Annotated in this window: 16 protein-coding genes, 2 rRNA genes and 1 pseudogene; 12 read left to right on the top strand and 7 right to left on the bottom strand. The window is 63.5% G+C overall.

Annotated features, from left to right (window positions below; genetic code table 11):
* The first annotated feature begins 82 nt into the window (after nucleotides 1-82).
* From HXS66_RS16760 to HXS66_RS16735, 6 genes and pseudogenes are all read left to right on the top strand, one after another.
* The gene (locus tag HXS66_RS16760; protein ID WP_205700551.1) at nucleotides 83-1,102 is read left to right on the top strand and encodes a zinc-binding dehydrogenase; all 1,020 of its coding nucleotides are present in this window, start codon (nucleotides 83-85) and stop codon (nucleotides 1,100-1,102) included.
* Nucleotides 1,102-1,923, top strand: coding sequence for a hypothetical protein (locus HXS66_RS16755; protein ID WP_084207779.1), 822 nt, complete (start codon nucleotides 1,102-1,104; stop codon nucleotides 1,921-1,923). Before HXS66_RS16760 ends, HXS66_RS16755 begins: the two co-directional genes overlap by 1 nt.
* A gap of 48 nt (nucleotides 1,924-1,971) precedes the next feature.
* A pseudogene (locus HXS66_RS16750) lies at nucleotides 1,972-2,361 on the top strand (acyl-CoA thioesterase); the annotation flags it as partial.
* Nucleotides 2,362-2,456: 95 nt separating this feature from the next.
* Nucleotides 2,457-2,936, top strand: a complete 480-nt coding sequence (locus HXS66_RS16745) for an aminoacyl-tRNA deacylase (RefSeq protein WP_077373557.1) — start codon at nucleotides 2,457-2,459, stop codon at nucleotides 2,934-2,936.
* Between the two features lie 57 nt (nucleotides 2,937-2,993).
* Nucleotides 2,994-3,323 (top strand): hypothetical protein, encoded by a 330-nt coding sequence (locus HXS66_RS16740; RefSeq protein WP_077373554.1) that lies wholly within the window; start codon nucleotides 2,994-2,996, stop codon nucleotides 3,321-3,323.
* Nucleotides 3,301-3,828: a DUF501 domain-containing protein gene (locus tag HXS66_RS16735; protein ID WP_077373551.1), complete on the top strand. Its 528-nt coding sequence runs from the start codon at nucleotides 3,301-3,303 to the stop codon at nucleotides 3,826-3,828. Before HXS66_RS16740 ends, HXS66_RS16735 begins: the two co-directional genes overlap by 23 nt.
* 120 nt (nucleotides 3,829-3,948) lie before the next feature.
* Here the strand turns inward: HXS66_RS16735 and HXS66_RS16730 are convergent, their stop codons facing one another.
* Complete coding sequence (locus tag HXS66_RS16730; protein ID WP_176494520.1) at nucleotides 3,949-5,289, bottom strand: sodium-dependent transporter; 1,341 nt, start codon at nucleotides 5,287-5,289, stop codon at nucleotides 3,949-3,951.
* A gap of 300 nt (nucleotides 5,290-5,589) precedes the next feature.
* Between HXS66_RS16730 and HXS66_RS16725 the strand changes: the two genes are divergently transcribed.
* A complete protein-coding gene (locus HXS66_RS16725; protein ID WP_077373546.1) occupies nucleotides 5,590-6,144 on the top strand; it encodes a TIGR00730 family Rossman fold protein in 555 nt (184 codons plus the stop codon).
* A gap of 16 nt (nucleotides 6,145-6,160) precedes the next feature.
* Here the strand turns inward: HXS66_RS16725 and HXS66_RS16720 are convergent, their stop codons facing one another.
* Entirely contained in the window at nucleotides 6,161-7,927 is a 1,767-nt protein-coding gene (locus tag HXS66_RS16720; protein WP_176504120.1) for a lysophospholipid acyltransferase family protein, read from the bottom strand.
* Nucleotides 7,928-8,113: 186 nt separating this feature from the next.
* On the opposite strand from HXS66_RS16720, the gene HXS66_RS16715 reads away from it, so the two are divergent.
* Complete coding sequence (locus HXS66_RS16715) at nucleotides 8,114-9,082, top strand: NAD(P)H-quinone oxidoreductase (RefSeq protein WP_176504119.1); 969 nt, start codon at nucleotides 8,114-8,116, stop codon at nucleotides 9,080-9,082.
* A gap of 94 nt (nucleotides 9,083-9,176) precedes the next feature.
* Here HXS66_RS16715 and HXS66_RS16710 read toward each other — a convergent pair whose 3' ends face one another.
* Together HXS66_RS16710 and HXS66_RS16705 are read right to left on the bottom strand one after the other, a co-directional pair.
* Complete coding sequence (locus HXS66_RS16710) at nucleotides 9,177-9,677, bottom strand: hypothetical protein (RefSeq protein ID WP_077373537.1); 501 nt, start codon at nucleotides 9,675-9,677, stop codon at nucleotides 9,177-9,179.
* Nucleotides 9,678-9,875: 198 nt separating this feature from the next.
* Nucleotides 9,876-10,361, bottom strand: a complete 486-nt coding sequence (locus HXS66_RS16705; protein ID WP_176504118.1) for a tetratricopeptide repeat protein — start codon at nucleotides 10,359-10,361, stop codon at nucleotides 9,876-9,878.
* A gap of 314 nt (nucleotides 10,362-10,675) precedes the next feature.
* Between HXS66_RS16705 and HXS66_RS16700 the strand changes: the two genes are divergently transcribed.
* From HXS66_RS16700 to yaaA, 3 genes are all read left to right on the top strand, one after another.
* Nucleotides 10,676-11,707 (top strand): NADP(H)-dependent aldo-keto reductase, encoded by a 1,032-nt coding sequence (locus tag HXS66_RS16700; protein ID WP_077373531.1) that lies wholly within the window; start codon nucleotides 10,676-10,678, stop codon nucleotides 11,705-11,707.
* A 68-nt stretch (nucleotides 11,708-11,775) separates the two neighbouring features.
* The gene (locus HXS66_RS16695) at nucleotides 11,776-12,228 is read left to right on the top strand and encodes a DMT family transporter (RefSeq protein ID WP_176504117.1); all 453 of its coding nucleotides are present in this window, start codon (nucleotides 11,776-11,778) and stop codon (nucleotides 12,226-12,228) included.
* A gap of 108 nt (nucleotides 12,229-12,336) precedes the next feature.
* Nucleotides 12,337-13,125, top strand: a complete 789-nt coding sequence (gene yaaA / locus HXS66_RS16690) for a peroxide stress protein YaaA (RefSeq protein ID WP_176504116.1) — start codon at nucleotides 12,337-12,339, stop codon at nucleotides 13,123-13,125.
* Nucleotides 13,126-13,165: 40 nt separating this feature from the next.
* Here yaaA and HXS66_RS16685 read toward each other — a convergent pair whose 3' ends face one another.
* Nucleotides 13,166-13,771, bottom strand: a complete 606-nt coding sequence (locus tag HXS66_RS16685) for an isochorismatase family protein (protein ID WP_240704374.1) — start codon at nucleotides 13,769-13,771, stop codon at nucleotides 13,166-13,168.
* A 74-nt stretch (nucleotides 13,772-13,845) separates the two neighbouring features.
* Between HXS66_RS16685 and HXS66_RS16680 the strand changes: the two genes are divergently transcribed.
* A complete protein-coding gene (locus tag HXS66_RS16680) occupies nucleotides 13,846-14,742 on the top strand; it encodes a Tim44 domain-containing protein (RefSeq protein ID WP_176504115.1) in 897 nt (298 codons plus the stop codon).
* A gap of 652 nt (nucleotides 14,743-15,394) precedes the next feature.
* On the opposite strand, the gene rrf is transcribed toward HXS66_RS16680, so the two are convergent.
* Both rrf and HXS66_RS16670 read right to left on the bottom strand, forming a co-directional pair.
* Nucleotides 15,395-15,510: ribosomal RNA gene (gene rrf, locus HXS66_RS16675) — 5S ribosomal RNA — on the bottom strand.
* A gap of 137 nt (nucleotides 15,511-15,647) precedes the next feature.
* A 23S ribosomal RNA gene (locus tag HXS66_RS16670) occupies nucleotides 15,648-16,540 on the bottom strand; the annotation flags it as partial.

Raw genomic sequence — 16,540 nt, 5'->3', positions numbered from 1 at the left:
CATTGCCGCGGCGCAGCGCAATGGGTAGGGTGTGGCGCTCACTGGCCGAACTGGCCGGAATTCGTTTCAACGAGGACGTCTCATGCTCGCTTCCATGCACGCCATGGTGCTGCGCAACCCCGGCCCGGATGCCGACTTCGAATGCACGCAATGCCCACTGCCGGAACCCGGCCCCGGACAGGTGCGCATTCGCGTCGCCGCTTCCAGCGTCAACCCGCTCGATCTCAAGCTGGCCAGCGGGCAGGTCGCCCTTCTCCCCCCCGAACCCTGCATCCTGCATGGTGATGTCGCCGGCATCGTCGATGCCGTCGGAGACGATGTGCTGACCTTCTCACCGGGCGATGAAGTGCTCGGATTTGCCGGGGGTGTCGCGTCTCACCCCGGGGCGCTGGCGGATTACATGATCGCCGATGAGCGTCTGATCACCCGCAAGCCCCGCCGCCTGAGCTTCATGGAAGCCGCGGCATTGCCTGCAGTGTTCATCACCGCCTGGCAGGCGCTGGTGGAACGTGGCCAGCTGGAGGCGGGGCAACGCGTACTGATTCACGGCGGCGCCGGCGGTGTCGGTCATGTCGCACTGCAGATCGCCCGATGCATCGGTGCGGAAGTCGCCACGACCGTCTCCACGGATGACAAGGCGCAGCTGGCACGTGCCTGTGGCGCGGACCACGTCATTCGCTACCGCGAGGAAGCGGTGGCCGACTACGTGGAGCGCCTGACGGCTGGCCAGGGCTTTGATCTGGTCTTCGATTGCGTCGGGGGTGACAACCTGGCCGCCAGCTTCGCCGCCAGCAGGCTGGGCGGGCGCATCGTGACCATCAATGCGCGCACCACGGTAGATCTCTCGCCGCTGCATGCCGGTAGTCGCAGCCTGGAAGTGCTGTCGATCCTGCTGCCGCTCAGCGCCGGCATCGGTCACGAGCAGCAGCGTCAGGCACTGGGCAAGCTGGTGGAACTGGTCGAGGAAGGCGAGTTCAAGGTGCGCCTGGACGAGCGCCAGTTCGACTTCCGTGAAGTCGCCGAGGCACACCGACATCAGGCCTCCGGCAAGGCACTGGGCAAGATCTCCCTGCTGCGCCGCCAGTTCTGGGACGCCACTTGATGACAGCGGTACTGCATGGCGAGCTTGGCCTGCAGCTGCTCAAGCTGCTGATTTCGGTCGCGGTGGTGATCGGCCTGTCGTTGATCGCGGAGCGTCTCTCGACGCGCATGGCCGGGCTGCTGTCCGGCTATCCGCTCGGCACGGCCATCACGCTGGGCTTCATCGGGGTCGAGATTTCCCCCGAATTCGCCGGTGAGAGTGCCATCTACACGCTGGCCGGATTCTCCTCGACCCTCGCCCTGGGGGTCGGCTACTGGCTATGCGGGCGTGCAGAGGGGCTGCGCGGCGTCATCAACGGTACTCTGGGTGGCCTGCTGGGCTGGCTGGCGGCCAGCGTGATCCTGGCGCAGTTCGAGTTCACCCGCGTCAGCGGCGTGATCGTGACGCTGATCGCCATCATGCTGTGCATGCGCCTGTACCGCGACGTACCGGAAACCCGCAGTCGCAAGGCCCCGTTCTCGTGGCCTTCGCTGCTGGCGCGTGCGGGCCTCGCGGCCGGCATCGTGTTCGGCATCACCGCGCTGGCCCATCTGTTGCCACCGTCCTGGGCCGGGCTGGTGGCGGCCTTCCCTGTCACCATGTATCCGCTGTTGATCATTCTGCATCTGACTCAGGGGCCGGCCGCTGTCGCCACCGTGATCAAGCACTACCCGGCGGGCCTTGGCTCGCTGCTGTGCTATTCACTGGTAGTCTCGCTCAGCTACCCGAGCATGGGGGTCGCGGCGGGCACCCTGCTGGGGTTCGTGATCGCGACGGCATGGCTGGGCGTGTTCACGCCGCTGCAACGGCGACTAGCCGCACGGCGTACAGCCAGCGTCTGAGCTTCCTGATAGGCTGAAAAGCCCGCAAGGACGCACAGGAGCGATGACATGTACTTCAAGACGCTGGAGCCGGCCTTCTTCGATACCGATGCCCTCGGACATATCAACAACACGCGCCTGCCGGCCTGGTTCGAGTGGGCGCGCAATGACCTGTTCCGCGTCTTCGTGCCGGATCTCGACCCGCGCAAATGGCCGCTGATCATGGCGCGCATCGAGGTCGATTTTCTCGCCGAGCTGCAATACGGCCAGGATGTCGAGATTCGCACCTGGCTGTCGCGGCTTGGCGGCAGCTCCTTCACCGTGACCCAGGAAGCCTGGCAGCGCGGTATCTGCGGGGCGCGTGGCCACTGCGTGCTGGTGCAGTTCGATCATCACGCCAAGCAATCGCAGCGCATCGAAGGTGAGCTGCGCACGACCCTGCTCTCCCACCTGCACGAACACACTGACAGCGCCGAGCTGGATCTCCCTGCCCTGCGCGAGAAAGCCCGCGCGCTCGGCACGCACAACACGGCGCCCGCCGGGAGCGTACCGGCATGACACCCGCGCTCAAGCTGCTCAAGGGCAAGCCTCACCGTACCCTGGAATATGCCCATGACCCTCGGGCGCCTGCGTATGGCGAAGAGGCTGCCCAGGCGCTGGGGCTTGAGCCGGCACGGGTCTTCAAGACACTCGTCTGTCAGCTGGAAGGCAGCAGTGCCCGCCAGCCGCTGGTGGTCGCCGTGGTGCCCGTCACCGGCACGCTGAACCTCAAGGCACTGGCGCGTGCCTGCCATGCCCGCAAGGCAGCCCTGGCCCCCCACGAGGCCGCCGAGCGCGCCACCGGCTATGTGGTCGGCGGCATCAGTCCACTGGGCCAGAAGAAGCGGCTGCCGCTGTGGGTGGACGACAGCGCCGAGGGGGTGGAGGAGATGTTCATCAGCGGTGGACGCCGAGGACTGGAGATCGGTCTCGCTCCCGCGCTACTGTGTGAACTGGGCAATGGGCAGTTCGCGCCGCTGGCGCGTGAGGACTGAGGTTCTCGCCACCTGTCACCCTGACGCTCCCTGCCGCCACGCCAGCGAGGAGGCCCGATGGGCATTCGCTACAGCAAGTGGATCTATCCGGACATGACCGAGCTGCATGCGCAGGTCGAGGCCTCGCTGGAGCAGTGGTTCGGCGAGCGCTTCGCCGACTACCCGCACATCAGCTTGCCGGGCCTTGACCCCTACGATTATGATGGCTGGTTCAATCGTCTGGCCCCGGAGCTGATGGCGCGCGGCAGTGACTACTGCGAGCGCGAGTGGCATGGCTATGTGCCGAGCCCCCAGCAGCTCAACCAGGCGTTCTTCCGGGCCGTCTCCCGGTCCAACAAGTGTGTGCTGGAGCCTGACTGCAAGCATGGTGATCCTGACCAATCATAGTCCCGACGCGCGTGAGCTCGAGATCATCGAGCGCCAGCTCGGGCGCAAGCCGCGCGGCATCCAGGCCGTGGCCGCCACCGATGGCGAGGGCACCCCGCTGGTGCTGCGCATGCATTCGCTGGTGGATGGCAAGCCCTTCCCGACCCTCTACTGGCTGTGCGACGAACGCCTCAAGATCTCGCTGTCACGCATCGAGGCCGAAGGCGTGATCAAGGAGCTGGAAGAGAGCCTCAAGACCGACGAGGAACTGCTGGCGCGCTATCGTGCCAGTCATGAAGCCTATGTCGCCGAGCGCTGGAGCTTCATGAGCGAGGCCGAGCGCAGCGCCATCGAGTCCCAGGGCTTCGCTGAGCTGATGCGTGAGCGTGGCGTCGGCGGCATCCGCGACTGGAATCAGGTGCGCTGCCTGCACACCCAGTACGCCCAGCACCTCGCCTATGCCGAGGGCAATGCCATCGGGCACTGGGTCGATGCCAACTATGACGTGCTGTCCGAGCTGCCCTGAGCCCTGCCTGCGATCTAGCCGACACTCAGTCCCTCGAGCAGAGGCCGTCGGCCAGGAGGCACAAGACGAAGAAGCCCGCCAATTGGCGGGCTTCTTGCGTCGTGCAGGGGGCGTTTCGGCTTACAGCGAGTGCGCGAACACCAAGGCGATGCACAGCGGGCAGATCAGGCGCACGTACCACGGCCAGATCTTCCAGAACAGGCTGGACTCGATGTCCGGCGCCCCGCTCTGGATCTCCTTGAGCAGCGCATGGCGCGACATTGCCCAGCCGACCAGCAGACACATCACCAGCGCGACCAGTGGCTGGCTGTACTGGGTGGTCAACATGATCACCAGACCGAACAGCGCCCCGAAGTTGGCGGCGATGGTCAGACTGATGGCCATGATGGCGGCCCCGACGGCCAGGGTGGCGGCACGCCGTCCCAGCCAGCCACGCTCGACCACGAAGGATACCGGCACTTCCAGCATCGAGATGGAGGAGGTGATGCCCGCCACGCTCATCAGCGCGAAGAACGCCACCATCAAGACGTCTCCCGCGCCACCCATCTGACCGAACAGCGCCGGCAACGTATCGAACAGCAGCGTGTCGGAGCTCTTGAGCAGGCCGTCGGCATCGAAGATCTCGACGCCCAGATGACGCGCGGCATACATGGCCGGAATCACCAGCAGGCCGGCCAGGAAGGCGATGCCGACGTCGATCAGCGTCACCAGCACGCCGAGACGCGGCAGGTTCTGCTCCGGCCCCAGATAGGAGCCATAGATCAGCATTGCCCCCACGCCGAGCGACAGCGAGAAGAATGCCTGGCCCATCGCGCTCAGCATCAGGTCAGCATCGAAGATGCGATCCCACTGCGGGGTGAGATAGACACTCAGGCCTTCATCGGCGCCCGGCAGGGTCAGCACGTAGCCAATCAATCCCACCAGCAGGGCCAGCAGCAGCGGCATCAGACGTGTGGACCATTTCTCGATCCCGCCGCGCACGCCACCGACCACGATCGCCATGGTCAGGGCGAGGAAGACCGCCGTCAGCGAGACATTGCGCGTGAAGTCGAAGGTGGTCAGCCAGCTGGCGGCGGACGACATGCCCAGCGCCTCGCTGACCGGCGCGGCGGTATAGCCCAGCAACCAGCCCGCGACGATGGCGTAGAAGGCCAGGATCAGGCTGGCGGTCAGCATGCCCGCCCAGCCCGCCAGCGCGCCGAAGCGCTTGGTGATGCCGCGCCCCAGACTCATGCTGGTGACGATATTGGCCTGACCATGCCGCCCGATGACCAGCTCGGCCATCAACGCCGGCCACGCCAGCAGGAAGGCCAGCACCAGATACATCACCACGAAGGCCCCGCCTCCGTTGTTGGCGGTCTGGGACGGGAAGCCCCAGACGTTGCCAAGCCCTACTGCCGAACCAGCGGCGGCCATCAAGAAGCCCAGCCGACTGGCGAAGCGTCCGCGCACCTGCGCCATCTGTCTCTCCTGCCTTGTTGTCCCGCGCCCGCCGTCAGGACGTCGCGTCATGTTGGAGTGCACCCCGATGAAAAGGCTCATGGGCGTCAGCGCCCGCCAGCCGTCGCCTGCGGGGGCGGCAAGGGTAGCAGAGCAGGCCCGTGAATGCAGGTACCACGCCGAGCATGCTCTCTCACTCTGCAAGGCAAGGTTGCGCCAAGGCGTCATGGCCCCGCCGCACAACTCGGGTAGGATGGAGACCACGACATTCTGGCGTGGCACTCGACCTTGCGTGCCACAACACACCTTCAGGAGAGCAACATGCATCGCATCTGTGTCTATCTGGGTTCCCGCGAGGGGGCCTCCCCGCATCACCGCCAGCAGGCCGAGGCACTGGGGACCGCGATTGCCGAACGTGGCTGGGGACTGGTCTATGGAGGAGCACGTGCCGGACTGATGGGCGCTTTGGCAGATGCCGCGCTGGCCGCAGGCGGAGAGGTGGTCGGCGTGATCCCGCAGGCGCTGGTGCGCAACGAGAAGGCACACACCGGGCTGACTCGGCTGATCGAAGTGGCGGACATGCATGAGCGCAAGGCCCAGATGGCCGCGCTGGCGGATGGTTTCGTGACCCTGCCGGGCGGGATCGGCACTCTGGAGGAGCTGTTCGAGACCTGGACCTGGCAATACCTGCGCTTTCACGCCAAGCCGATCGCCGTCCTCGACAGTGACGGCTTCTACGCGCCGCTGCTGGAATTTCTGGATCGCACCGTCGAGGCGGGCTTCCTCGACGCGGATACCCGCGCCCGCCTGATCAGCGAACGCGAGATCACTCCCCTGCTGGACCGCCTGGCCCCCTCGTCAGGCGAGCAGGCCTGACGGCAAGCAGCATGGGTCAGGCCTCCGTGACGGGGTGTCGTGCACCGGCCTGATCGCGACAGGCCGGCTCCCCGAGATAGCGGCTGCGCTTGCTGGCGGTGATGCGTCGGATATCGACCATCACCAGCCCATCGATGCAGTAGCCGAAATCGGCATCGACACTGAAGTCGAGGAAGCGAGTGCCGCCGGGCTCGGTGACCTCGGCGTACTGCTTGTAGAGGGTCGGCACCGTCACGCCCATCGCGTCCAGCTGGGCGCGCAGGCGACGGAAATCGCCCTCGGCATCCTGACCATCGAACAGACGCTCCGCCTCATGGGCGGCACTGCCCGGTGCACTCTGCGCGACCGGTGCCCGTGCACGCGCCAGCCCCTCCTCATCCCCGTAGTAGTGGCGGTAATAGCTGACGATCAACGCCCGAGCAGCCTCCGGGTAGCTGTTGGAGAGCGTGACCGGGCCGAACAGCCAGCGGATCTCGGGGTGACGGCGCAGATAGGCACCCAGCCCCTGCCACAGGTAATCGAGACTGCGGCGCCCCCAATAGCGCGGCTGCACGAAACTGCGCCCCAGCTCCAGGCCCTCCTGCATATGCGCGAACATCTCCGGCGTGAAGCGGAACAGGGTCGGACTGTAGAGCCCCTTCTCGCCATGCGCCGCCATGATCTTGCCCACCTCACCGATGCGATAGGCCCCGGCGATCTCGAGATCGGCGTCATCCCACAGCACCAGATGACGGTAATGCGCGTCGTAACGGTCGATGTCACGACGCTCTCCCGTCCCTTCGCCGACGCGGCGGAAGCTCAACTCGCGCAGCCGACCGATCTCGCGCATCACGCTGGAACCGGGAAAGGCATCGAACAGGTAGATCTTCTTGCCGTCGCGGGTCTCACCCAGCAGCTCACACGGCGTCAGTTCCTCACGCAGCGCCTGGCGCTCCTCCGGATGACCGATGGCCTTCTCGGTCACGAACAGCCCGCGCTTGCCGCGTCCGATGCGATAGAGATGCTTGCGCAGCAGGCGTGTCTTGGCATTGGTGCTCAGGGCATCACTGTCGAGACGCGCCAGCGGAATCAGTTCCCCGATGCGCAGCTTGAGCTGACGTTCGCGCTGGCGAAACATCTCGTGGGCCAGCAGCGGCGTGCCGAGGCCACGGTTGATCGATGACAGGGTATAGAAGAGCGTCGAGTTGCGACCACTGACGTGAATCGGCAGTACCGGCGCGTTGGTCTTGCGCGCGAAATGCAGGAAACCCGACAGCCACTTGCCGTCACGCGGCCCGGTCGGTCCTGCACGCGAGACCTCTCCGGCCGGGAAGATGATCACGGCCTCTTCATTCATCAGTGCCTCGCAGATCTGGGTGCTGCTTCTGCGATACCCGCGGCGACTGAGGTTGTCCAGCGGCAGCAGCAAGGGCGCCAGCGGCTCGACCTTCATCAGGATGTCGTTGGCGACGATCTTCACGTCACGCCGCACCTCCCCGACCAGCTTGAGCAACGCGAGCCCATCCAGCGAGCCCAGCGGGTGGTTGGCGACGATCACCACTCGCCCGTAGGCAGGGATGTTCTCGCGCTCCCGCGAGGAGACGGAGTAGGCGAAGGAGAAGTGATCGAGCACACGGTCGATGAAGTCGAAACCGCGCAGACCGGCATGCTCGGCGAGGAAGGCATTGATCTCGCTCTCGTGAACCAGACGCCGCAGCAGCGCCAGCGCCGGGCGACGAATCAGAGGGTGGCGCCTGGCAAAGGCGGGATACTTGGCGGCGATGACACGGGCGGTATCGATCATGCTCACTCCTTTGCGCAACGCGGTGCGTCACTCGCAGTCTGAAACAGAGGCTTGATATCACGTCAGAATCGCGCCACTTCATGACAGGTGCGTCACAGTCCCCGTACAGTGAGATGACAGACATCCGTCTGAGGACGGAGCGATCACAGCAAGGCAGCCACGATTGCCAAGCCAAGGAGATAGCGAATGTATGCGATAGCCGTCGAGAACGAGGCGCTGGTCTGGCAGGAAACCGAGGCCCCTTCAGGTATCGCCTCGGACGAGGTGCGTATCCAGGTGGCCTGGGCCGGCGTCAACCGCGCGGATCTGATGCAGCGCGCCGGGCAGTATCCGCCCCCGGCCGGGGAAAGCGAGATTCTCGGTCTCGAGGTCAGCGGCACCATCCTCGAGGTGGGCAGACACGTGGAACGCTTCCAGGTGGGGGACCCGGTCTGCGCCCTGCTGGCAGGCGGAGGCTATGCCGAAGAGGTGGTGGTCAATGCCCTGCAGGTACTGCCGGTGCCGGAGGGCTACGGCCTGCGTGAGGCGGCCGCCCTGCCGGAGATGTTCGCCACCGCCTGGCTGAACCTGTTCATCGAGGGCAACCTCAAGCACAAGGAACGCGTCCTGCTGCACGCCGGGGCCAGCGGTATCGGCACCACTGCCATCCAGCTGTGCGGCCTGTTCGGCCACCCCTGCTTCGTGACCGTCGGCAGTCAGGATAAGCTGGACACCTGCCTGCGGCTGGGGGCCGATGCCGGCTGGAATCGCCACGATGGCAGTTTCGTCGATGCCGTGAACGAATGGGGCGGCGCCGACATGATTCTCGACCCGGTCGGCGGCGGCTACCTGTCAGGCAATCAGCAGGTCCTGAATCAGGATGGCCGCATGGTATTGATCGGCCTGATGGGCGGACGCATGGACGAGCTGGATCTGGGGCGCATGCTGATGAAGCGCCAGCGGTTGATCGGCTCGACCCTGCGTTCCCGTTCGCCCAAGGGCAAGGGCATGGTGCTGGATGCACTCTATGTCCACGTCTGGCCACGCCTGGCGCGAGGCGAGATACGTCCGCATATCGACAAGAGCTGGCCGATCCAGGACGCCGAGGCTGCGCATGCCTATGTGCAGGACAACGCCAGCACCGGCAAGGTGCTGCTGGCGGTAAGCGGGGCCTGAGTCCGTCGTCGACTGGCAGAACGCAAGAAGGCAGCCCGATGGGCTGCCTTCTGCAGGGGCTTTCACGCCGGTCATCTTTCGCCGGGCTGAACGCTCAGTCGTTGCGCTCGATGGCCTGGGCCTTCTGCCAGGTCAGTTGCAGCAGACGGGCATCATCTCCAGCGCGATGGCGCTGGATGCCGCCTTCGGCGATCACGGCTTCCTTGAGCTCGGCCCAGCGATTCAGCTGCTCCTCATCCAGCAGCCGGCGCAGCGCTTCCAGCCGGAAGTGCGGCAGCATGCCGGCATGATGGAACAGCAACGACAACCAGGTATTGTCGTAGCCCCAGCTGTCGCTGTACGCGATGCGTGTCTCGCTCAGCTCATCATTGATCCACTGCGCCACTTCCCGCACCGGGCGGCCTTCACGTGCCAATCGGGCGCGTGAAATGCCATGCAACAGCTCAGCCTTGGGGTCCCAGTGCACCCACTCTTCCAGCGGCTGGATGAGGAAGGCACAGCTGCTGCCATCGGTACGCGCCAGACCGATCTCGATCGGGTAGCTGCCGCGGCCAAAGCCGGAGGCTTCAATATCGAGCAGAATAGGCAGCGTCACACGCGTCTCCCACGGTATCTCAGGCAGCCAAGGACCAGGCAAGAAGGGGTTGAATGTCTTCAGGTTACGGGAATTGCCCCCCGTTTGGCGAGTCCTGCTCATCCGGTTGACATCAGAAGAGACGGAGACGACAGCGCCCTCACGAGGAGGGCGCTGTCAGAGGAGGCGATCGACGACGGCAGCAGCCGTCGGATTGACTCAGTGGAGGGCGGCGTCGTCACCGCTGCGTGCATGCGCTTCCCAGTGCTCCGCCTTGTGCGGGCAGACCGCCAGCCCCAGCGAGCCTTCACGATAGGCACGTGCCAGGCGCTGCGCGGCAAGCGCATGATGACGCTCTGCCGCACGTGCATACCAGGTCACGGCCTTGGCCGGGTCACTCTGGTATTGCGCGCAGCCATGCTCGTAGATGCACCCTGCCTGGTACTGGGCATGGATGTCACCCGCCTGTGCCGCCTTGACGACGAAACGGGCACCCTTGGCCTTTTCCTGCGCCGAACTGCCGCGCTGGAACAGCATGTGGCCGTACAATGACAGCGCACCGGTATGACCGGCCTTGGCGCAGTGATTGAACAGACGCATGGTCAGACGATGCTTCTGCTGAGAGCCGGAAAGCCAGGAGGCGTGGAACAGACGCTCCGCCAGGCGGTATTTCAGTCCGGTCATCAGGGTTGAGGCCTGCGGCATGACGAGTAACCTTGAAACAGATAAGAGGGATGACGCCGTATCTGGCCCTTTCCTGAGCCTGCGACGCTGTTCTCCTTGCCAACGCTGTCAGTTTGCCCATGCGGGCGGCCTCGCGAGGCTGCTCCCCTGACAACGGGGCGCCAAGCATACTCGCGCAATCAGGGGGACTCAAGCCCGCCTTGTGGGTTTTTGTTACGCTGCTAATATGTGCGCCGTCCCACGAGTGAAACCGCCGCCGTACCTGCCCTGACACACGCAGGCGACGCACGCTCGCCTTACCCGCTTTTGCCAACCACCCGACAGGGGAATCCTGCATGCAACGTAGAGCTCTAGGCCGCACCGGCATTGACGTGAGTCTGCTGTGCCTTGGCACCATGACCTTTGGTGAGCAGAACAGCGAAGCCGATGCCCACCAGCAGCTGGATCGTGCGCTCGATGCCGGCATCGACTTCATCGATACCGCCGAGATGTACCCTGTCCCGCCCAATGGCGAGACCCAGGGCCGCACCGAGCAGTACATCGGCAGCTGGCTGGCCGCACGCGGCAACCGTGACCAGGTCAAGATCGCCACCAAGGTCACCGGCCCGGGCATGGACTACCTCCGCGGTGGTTCACGCCTGACCCGCGAGCAGATCATCGCCGCCTGTGACGACAACCTGCGCCGTCTGGGCACCGATTACATCGACCTCTATCAGCTGCATTGGCCGGACCGCAAGACCAACTTCTTCGGCAAGCTGGGTTACCAGCCGGTGGAAGACGAGGACATGACGCCGCTGGAAGAAAGCCTCTCCGCCCTTGGCGAACTGGTCACCGCGGGCAAGATTCGCGCCGTGGGTCTGTCCAACGAGACGCCCTGGGGCGTGATGCAGTGCCTGAATCTGGCCGAGCGCCTGAATCTGCCGCGCGTCGCCAGCGTCCAGAATCCCTACAATCTGGTCAACCGCAGCTTTGAGGTCGGGCTGGCCGAGTTCGCGCACCGCGAAGATGTGGGCCTGCTCGCCTATTCGCCGCTGGCCTTCGGCACCCTGTCCGGCAAGTACCTGGATGGCGCCCGTCCGGAAGGCGCGCGTCTGACCCTGTTCGAGCGCTTCCAGCGCTACAACGCGGAGCCAGCCCAGCACGTCATCGCCTGCTACGTGGATATCGCACGCCGTCATGGCCTGAACCCGGCGCAGATGGCACTCGCCTTCGTCAACACGCGTCCGTTCCTGACCAGCAACATCATCGGTGCCACCACCATGCTGCAGCTGGAGAGCAACATCAAAAGCCTCGAGGTGGAACTGAGCGACGAGGTGCTGGCCGAGATCGAGATGATCCACAACACCGCGCCGAACCCCTGCCCCTGATCTGCCCCTGACGCGCAACCCGACAGGCCGGTCGTGATGACCGGCCTGTTCGTCTCCAAGGAAACCCCATGAATCCCGCTGAACTGAGCATGATTCTCATGGCCGTGGCCGCCGGTGCCATGATGCCGATCCAGGCCGGCGTCAATTCCACGCTGGCCCTGCAGACCCACAGTTCGCTCATGGCCGCCATGGTCAGCTTCGTGATCGGCTCGATCGCCCTGATCGGTATCGTGCTGGCCATGCGATTGCCCATGCCGGGTATTGGTGCCCTGAAAACGGCTCCCTGGTGGAGCTGGACCGGTGGTCTGCTGGGGGCCTTCTTCGTGGCAGCCAGCGTGATCCTGGTACCCAAGCTGGGCGCGGCCACCATGATGGCCACCTTCCTGGCGGGCCAGCTGACGGCTTCGGTCGTTCTGGATCACTTCGGTTGGGCAACCTTCCCGCAGCATGACCTCTCGCTGGGGCGCGTGGCGGGCGTGCTGTTGCTGTTCGCTGGCGTCTTCCTGATCCGACGCTATTGATGCCTTTGGCGTCACGCATCGCAATCTATGGCCCCGATAGTCCCGACGGACTCGGGGCCATGTTGTCTGCCTGATATACTGAGACCTTTCCCCTGTCAGGAGGTCTTCATGCTGAGTGTGATTTCGCCCGCCAAGTCGCTGGATTTCGACAGCGCCCCCGTGACCTCCCGTCATACCCAACCCGACTTTCTTGATCAGGCTCAACCACTGATCGATATCCTGCGCGAGCAATCACCGCAGGACATCGCAAGCCTCATGAAGCTTTCCGACAAGCTGGCCGGCCTCAATGCCGCTCGCTTTCAGGAATGGCAGCCCCCCTTCACGCCAGACAATGCCAAGCAGGCGGTACTGGCCTTTCAGGGAGATGTCTATCAGGGCATGGCGGCAGAAACGTTCAGCGAGGAAGAATTCGAGCGCGCGCAACACAGGCTGCGCATTCTCTCCGGCCTCTACGGGCTACTGCGCCCGCTGGATCTCATCCAGCCGTATCGCCTGGAGATGGGCACCCGCCTGAGCAACCCGGCCGGCAAGGACCTCTACGCCTACTGGCGCAAGACGCTGGCGCCGGCACTGGAGCAGGCCGTCGAAGACAGTGGCACGCCAATACTGGTCAATCTGGCCTCCAACGAGTACTTCAAGGCCATCGACGCCAAGGCATTCCGCCACCGTATCGTGACGCCGGTCTTCAAGGACGAGAAGAATGGTCAGTCCAAGATCATCAGCTTCTACGCCAAGCGTGCACGCGGCCTGATGAGCGCCTGGATGCTCAAGCACGATATCGAGACGGCCGAGGACCTCAAGGACTTCGATGTGGCCGGTTACCGCTTCTCCAATGCCGCCTCAGAGGGCGATACGCTGGTCTTCACGCGCAGTGAGGCCGACGCGGCACGCGCCTGACGCGCGCCCTGCAGGTCGCCCTTGCAGGTCGCCCTGCGACTCACCCACCCAACCCGGGGAACGCCAGGTGCTCTCCTGCCCGGGGTTTGAGATAACGGCGATGAATATCGCCGAAAAGGACGTGATCCGCGCTTCCAAGCCATTCGTAAGCCACCATCTCGGCGCTGACGATACTGGCCCCCGCCGCCTCGCAGCGGGTCACTCCCAATGCTGCCTCACGCGGGCGGCGACTGGCGACACCATCAGCTACCAGCGCCACTCGATACCCCGCACCGCATAGTGACAGCACGGTCTGCATCACGCAGACATGCGCCTCGGCACCACATACCACCAGTTGATCACATCCGCTCTGCTCCAGCGCCTTTCGAAAATCCTGCGCCTCCAGCGCGCTGAAGCTGCGCTTGGTGAAGCAGCGGGTTCGCTCGCTCAGCAAGTGTGTCATGGGAGCACTTTCGCCCAGCTTGTCCGGACAGTGCTCCGTCAGCCACACGGGAATTTCCAGCGCCTGGGCGATGCCGCCCAGCCAGATGGCACTGTTGATGGCTTCTGTTCCGCCACTCAGTACCGGCATCAGGCGGGCCTGAAAGTCGATCAGCAACAACAATGACCGCCTCGCCATCAGGTGTTGAGACTTTTCGTCGTCCATTGGTCCTCCCACGTCGATTCTGGGGCTAGAATGGGGCTTCCACTTACACGCTAGCGCATCCAAGGAGATCCCACATGCGCCATCTGTTCATCATGCTGATGGTCGGCTTGCTCGGCTTCGGTCTGAGCGTCGAACACGCGGAGGCCAAGCGCCTCGGCGGCGGCAAGAGTTTCGGTAGCTACTCACGATCCGCTGACAGCGGAAAATCCTCCAGCTCACTGTTTGGCAGCAACAAGGCCACCAACAGCAGCACTGCAGCGAAGTCCAAGCCCTCCAGCGGTCTGTCCAAGTTTGCCGGCCCGCTGGCAGGTCTGCTGGCAGGCGGACTGCTGGCATCGCTGTTCTTCGGCGGCGCCTTCGATGGTCTGCGCATGACAGACTTCCTGATCATCGCGGTGATCGCCTTCATCGCCTTCAAGTTCCTGAGCGCGCGCAAGAAGGCCGCCATGGCGAGCGGCGGGCCGGCAGGCAGCGGTAGCGCCTCCTCCCGTCACGATGATCAGCCACGTAACGTGCAGGCACGTGAAGCGCACCAGGAGCAGGGCGAGTCGCTGGCGCCTGCTGGCGGTATCGGTGCAGGGCTGGGCGGCGGAGCTCCCGTCAGTGAGCCTGCCTGGTTCGACAAGGAACAGTTCCTCGGTGGTGCCAAGGAGCACTTCATGACCCTGCAACGCGCCTGGGACAACAATGACCTGCCGCGCATCCAGGAATACGTGACGCCAGAGCTCTACAACATGCTGCGCGAAGAACGCGCTCAGCAGCCAGCCAACAACCGTACCGAAGTCGTGCGTCTGTTCGCTGAACTGGGCAGCGTGCAGGAAATCGGCAAGCAGGCGGAAGCGACAGTGCTGTTCCACGGCGTGCTCGACGAGAATGGCGAGCAGAACGAGTTCAACGAGACCTGGCACCTGGTCCGTGAGCTGCGCGATGGTGCAGACTGGTACATTCAGGGTATCGAGCAGAACAGCTAAACAGCTCCTCCCTCCCTGATGCGGTCTTCACACTGAGGACTCCATCAGATACCAGAGCGGCCGGATGATCACTCATCCGGCCGCTTTTTCTTGCCTGCAAGGCAAGGAGCCAGACGGCAGACATAAAAAAACCGGCCACTGGGGAAGTGGCCGGCGGACTGGCTGCTCGACTGCAAGGCAGGAGTGCCATATCTCAAAAAGTCTGCTGATGGGATAGCACAGACAAGTTTCTAAGCAAGGGAACGTCGAAACTCACCTACTCAGAGTCTGGCATGACGCTTTAGTTCACCCTGATGAAGAAAAAGTCGAGCAACTCCGAGGTGCGAAACCCGCGACGCTTGGCGCTCGATAAAGAGAAGCCGCCATGGCACTTCCTCCGCTCTCGGAAACAACGGACTCATGCGAGCCTCACGGCGCTCACGTGCATCACCCCGACAGTCGACACGATGTGAATACCCCAAGGAATCGTACAGCGAGGTTTCCACACCCTCTTGCCCCCTGCGACTCCCTGGAACTCTGCTCCCCGTCTACGGCTTCCCCGGGCAAGCACGACGCAGTCCTTCCTTTGTCTCTCTTCTCTTTCGTGCCACTTTTTTCACGCACAAAGAGAACCGCCCCTGCAGCTGGGCTGCAGGGGCGGTTCGGGATAAGTGCCTGACGATGACCTACTCTCACATGGAGAAACTCCACACTACCATCGGCGCTAAGCGGTTTCACTTCCGAGTTCGGCATGGGATCGGGTGGTTCACGCTCGCTATGGTCGTCAGGCGAAACGGTGGCATCTTGCGATGCCTGAGTCTCGAGGCTTGTGGCCTCGCGACTCGCAATATGAATCATGCTGACCGATATGTCGTCGATCCTGTCGCAATCCCGGCGTTTGCCGTAGCAAACCCCTTGGGTGTTATATGGTCAAGCCTCACGGGCAATTAGTACTGGTTAGCTCAACACATTGCTGTGCTTCCACACCCAGCCTATCAACCTTGTAGTCTTCAAGGGCCCTTCAGGAGGCGCAAGGCCTCAGGGAAGTCTCATCTTGAAGGGGGCTTCCCGCTTAGATGCTTTCAGCGGTTATCCCGTCCGAACGTAGCTACCGGGCAATGCCATTGGCATGACAACCCGAACACCAGAGGTTCGTCCACTCCGGTCCTCTCGTACTAGGAGCAGCTCTTCTCAAACTTCCGACGCCCACGGCAGATAGGGACCGAACTGTCTCACGACGTTCTAAACCCAGCTCGCGTACCACTTTAAATGGCGAACAGCCATACCCTTGGGACCGACTTCAGCCCCAGGATGTGATGAGCCGACATCGAGGTGCCAAACACCGCCGTCGATGTGAACTCTTGGGCGGTATCAGCCTGTTATCCCCGGAGTACCTTTTATCCGTTGAGCGATGGCCCTTCCATACAGAACCACCGGATCACTAGAACCTACTTTCGTACCTGCTCGACGTGTCTGTCTCGCAGTCAAGCACCCTTATGCTCTTGCACTCAATGCACGATTTCCAACCGTGCTGAGGGTACCTTCGTGCTCCTCCGTTACTCTTTAGGAGGAGACCGCCCCAGTCAAACTACCCACCATACACTGTCCTCGATCCGGATGACGGACCTGAGTTAGAACGCCAATGATGTCAGGCTGGTATTTCAAGGTTGGCTCCACCGCATCTGGCGACGTGGTTTCAAAGCCTCCCAGCTATCCTACACAGACAACATCAGCATCCAGTGTAAAGCTATAGTAAAGGTTCACGGGGTCTTTCCGTCTAGCCGCGGGTACACAGCATCTTCACTGCGATTTCAATTTC

The sequence above is a fragment of the Cobetia sp. 5-11-6-3 genome (assembly GCF_013374055.1).
GTDB classification, from domain to species: domain Bacteria; phylum Pseudomonadota; class Gammaproteobacteria; order Pseudomonadales; family Halomonadaceae; genus Cobetia; species Cobetia marina.
This window is presented reverse-complemented; position numbering and strand designations above follow the sequence as displayed.

What these genes read in the sequence shown, in the direction of transcription:
- HXS66_RS16680 (WP_176504115.1), top strand. Translation starts at nt 13,846, where the DNA reads ATGCGCCATCTGTTCATCATGCTGATGGTCGGCTTGCTCGGCTTCGGT.
- HXS66_RS16705 (WP_176504118.1), bottom strand. Translation starts at nt 10,361, where the DNA reads ATGCCGCAGGCCTCAACCCTGATGACCGGACTGAAATACCGCCTGGCG.
- HXS66_RS16760 (WP_205700551.1), top strand. Translation starts at nt 83, where the DNA reads ATGCTCGCTTCCATGCACGCCATGGTGCTGCGCAACCCCGGCCCGGAT.
- HXS66_RS16745 (WP_077373557.1), top strand. Translation starts at nt 2,457, where the DNA reads ATGACACCCGCGCTCAAGCTGCTCAAGGGCAAGCCTCACCGTACCCTG.
- HXS66_RS16700 (WP_077373531.1), top strand. Translation starts at nt 10,676, where the DNA reads ATGCAACGTAGAGCTCTAGGCCGCACCGGCATTGACGTGAGTCTGCTG.
- yaaA (WP_176504116.1), top strand. Translation starts at nt 12,337, where the DNA reads ATGCTGAGTGTGATTTCGCCCGCCAAGTCGCTGGATTTCGACAGCGCC.
- HXS66_RS16720 (WP_176504120.1), bottom strand. Translation starts at nt 7,927, where the DNA reads ATGATCGATACCGCCCGTGTCATCGCCGCCAAGTATCCCGCCTTTGCC.
- HXS66_RS16715 (WP_176504119.1), top strand. Translation starts at nt 8,114, where the DNA reads ATGTATGCGATAGCCGTCGAGAACGAGGCGCTGGTCTGGCAGGAAACC.
- HXS66_RS16755 (WP_084207779.1), top strand. Translation starts at nt 1,102, where the DNA reads ATGACAGCGGTACTGCATGGCGAGCTTGGCCTGCAGCTGCTCAAGCTG.
- HXS66_RS16735 (WP_077373551.1), top strand. Translation starts at nt 3,301, where the DNA reads ATGGTGATCCTGACCAATCATAGTCCCGACGCGCGTGAGCTCGAGATC.
- HXS66_RS16695 (WP_176504117.1), top strand. Translation starts at nt 11,776, where the DNA reads ATGAATCCCGCTGAACTGAGCATGATTCTCATGGCCGTGGCCGCCGGT.
- HXS66_RS16730 (WP_176494520.1), bottom strand. Translation starts at nt 5,289, where the DNA reads ATGGCGCAGGTGCGCGGACGCTTCGCCAGTCGGCTGGGCTTCTTGATG.
- HXS66_RS16725 (WP_077373546.1), top strand. Translation starts at nt 5,590, where the DNA reads ATGCATCGCATCTGTGTCTATCTGGGTTCCCGCGAGGGGGCCTCCCCG.
- HXS66_RS16685 (WP_240704374.1), bottom strand. Translation starts at nt 13,771, where the DNA reads ATGGACGACGAAAAGTCTCAACACCTGATGGCGAGGCGGTCATTGTTG.
- HXS66_RS16740 (WP_077373554.1), top strand. Translation starts at nt 2,994, where the DNA reads ATGGGCATTCGCTACAGCAAGTGGATCTATCCGGACATGACCGAGCTG.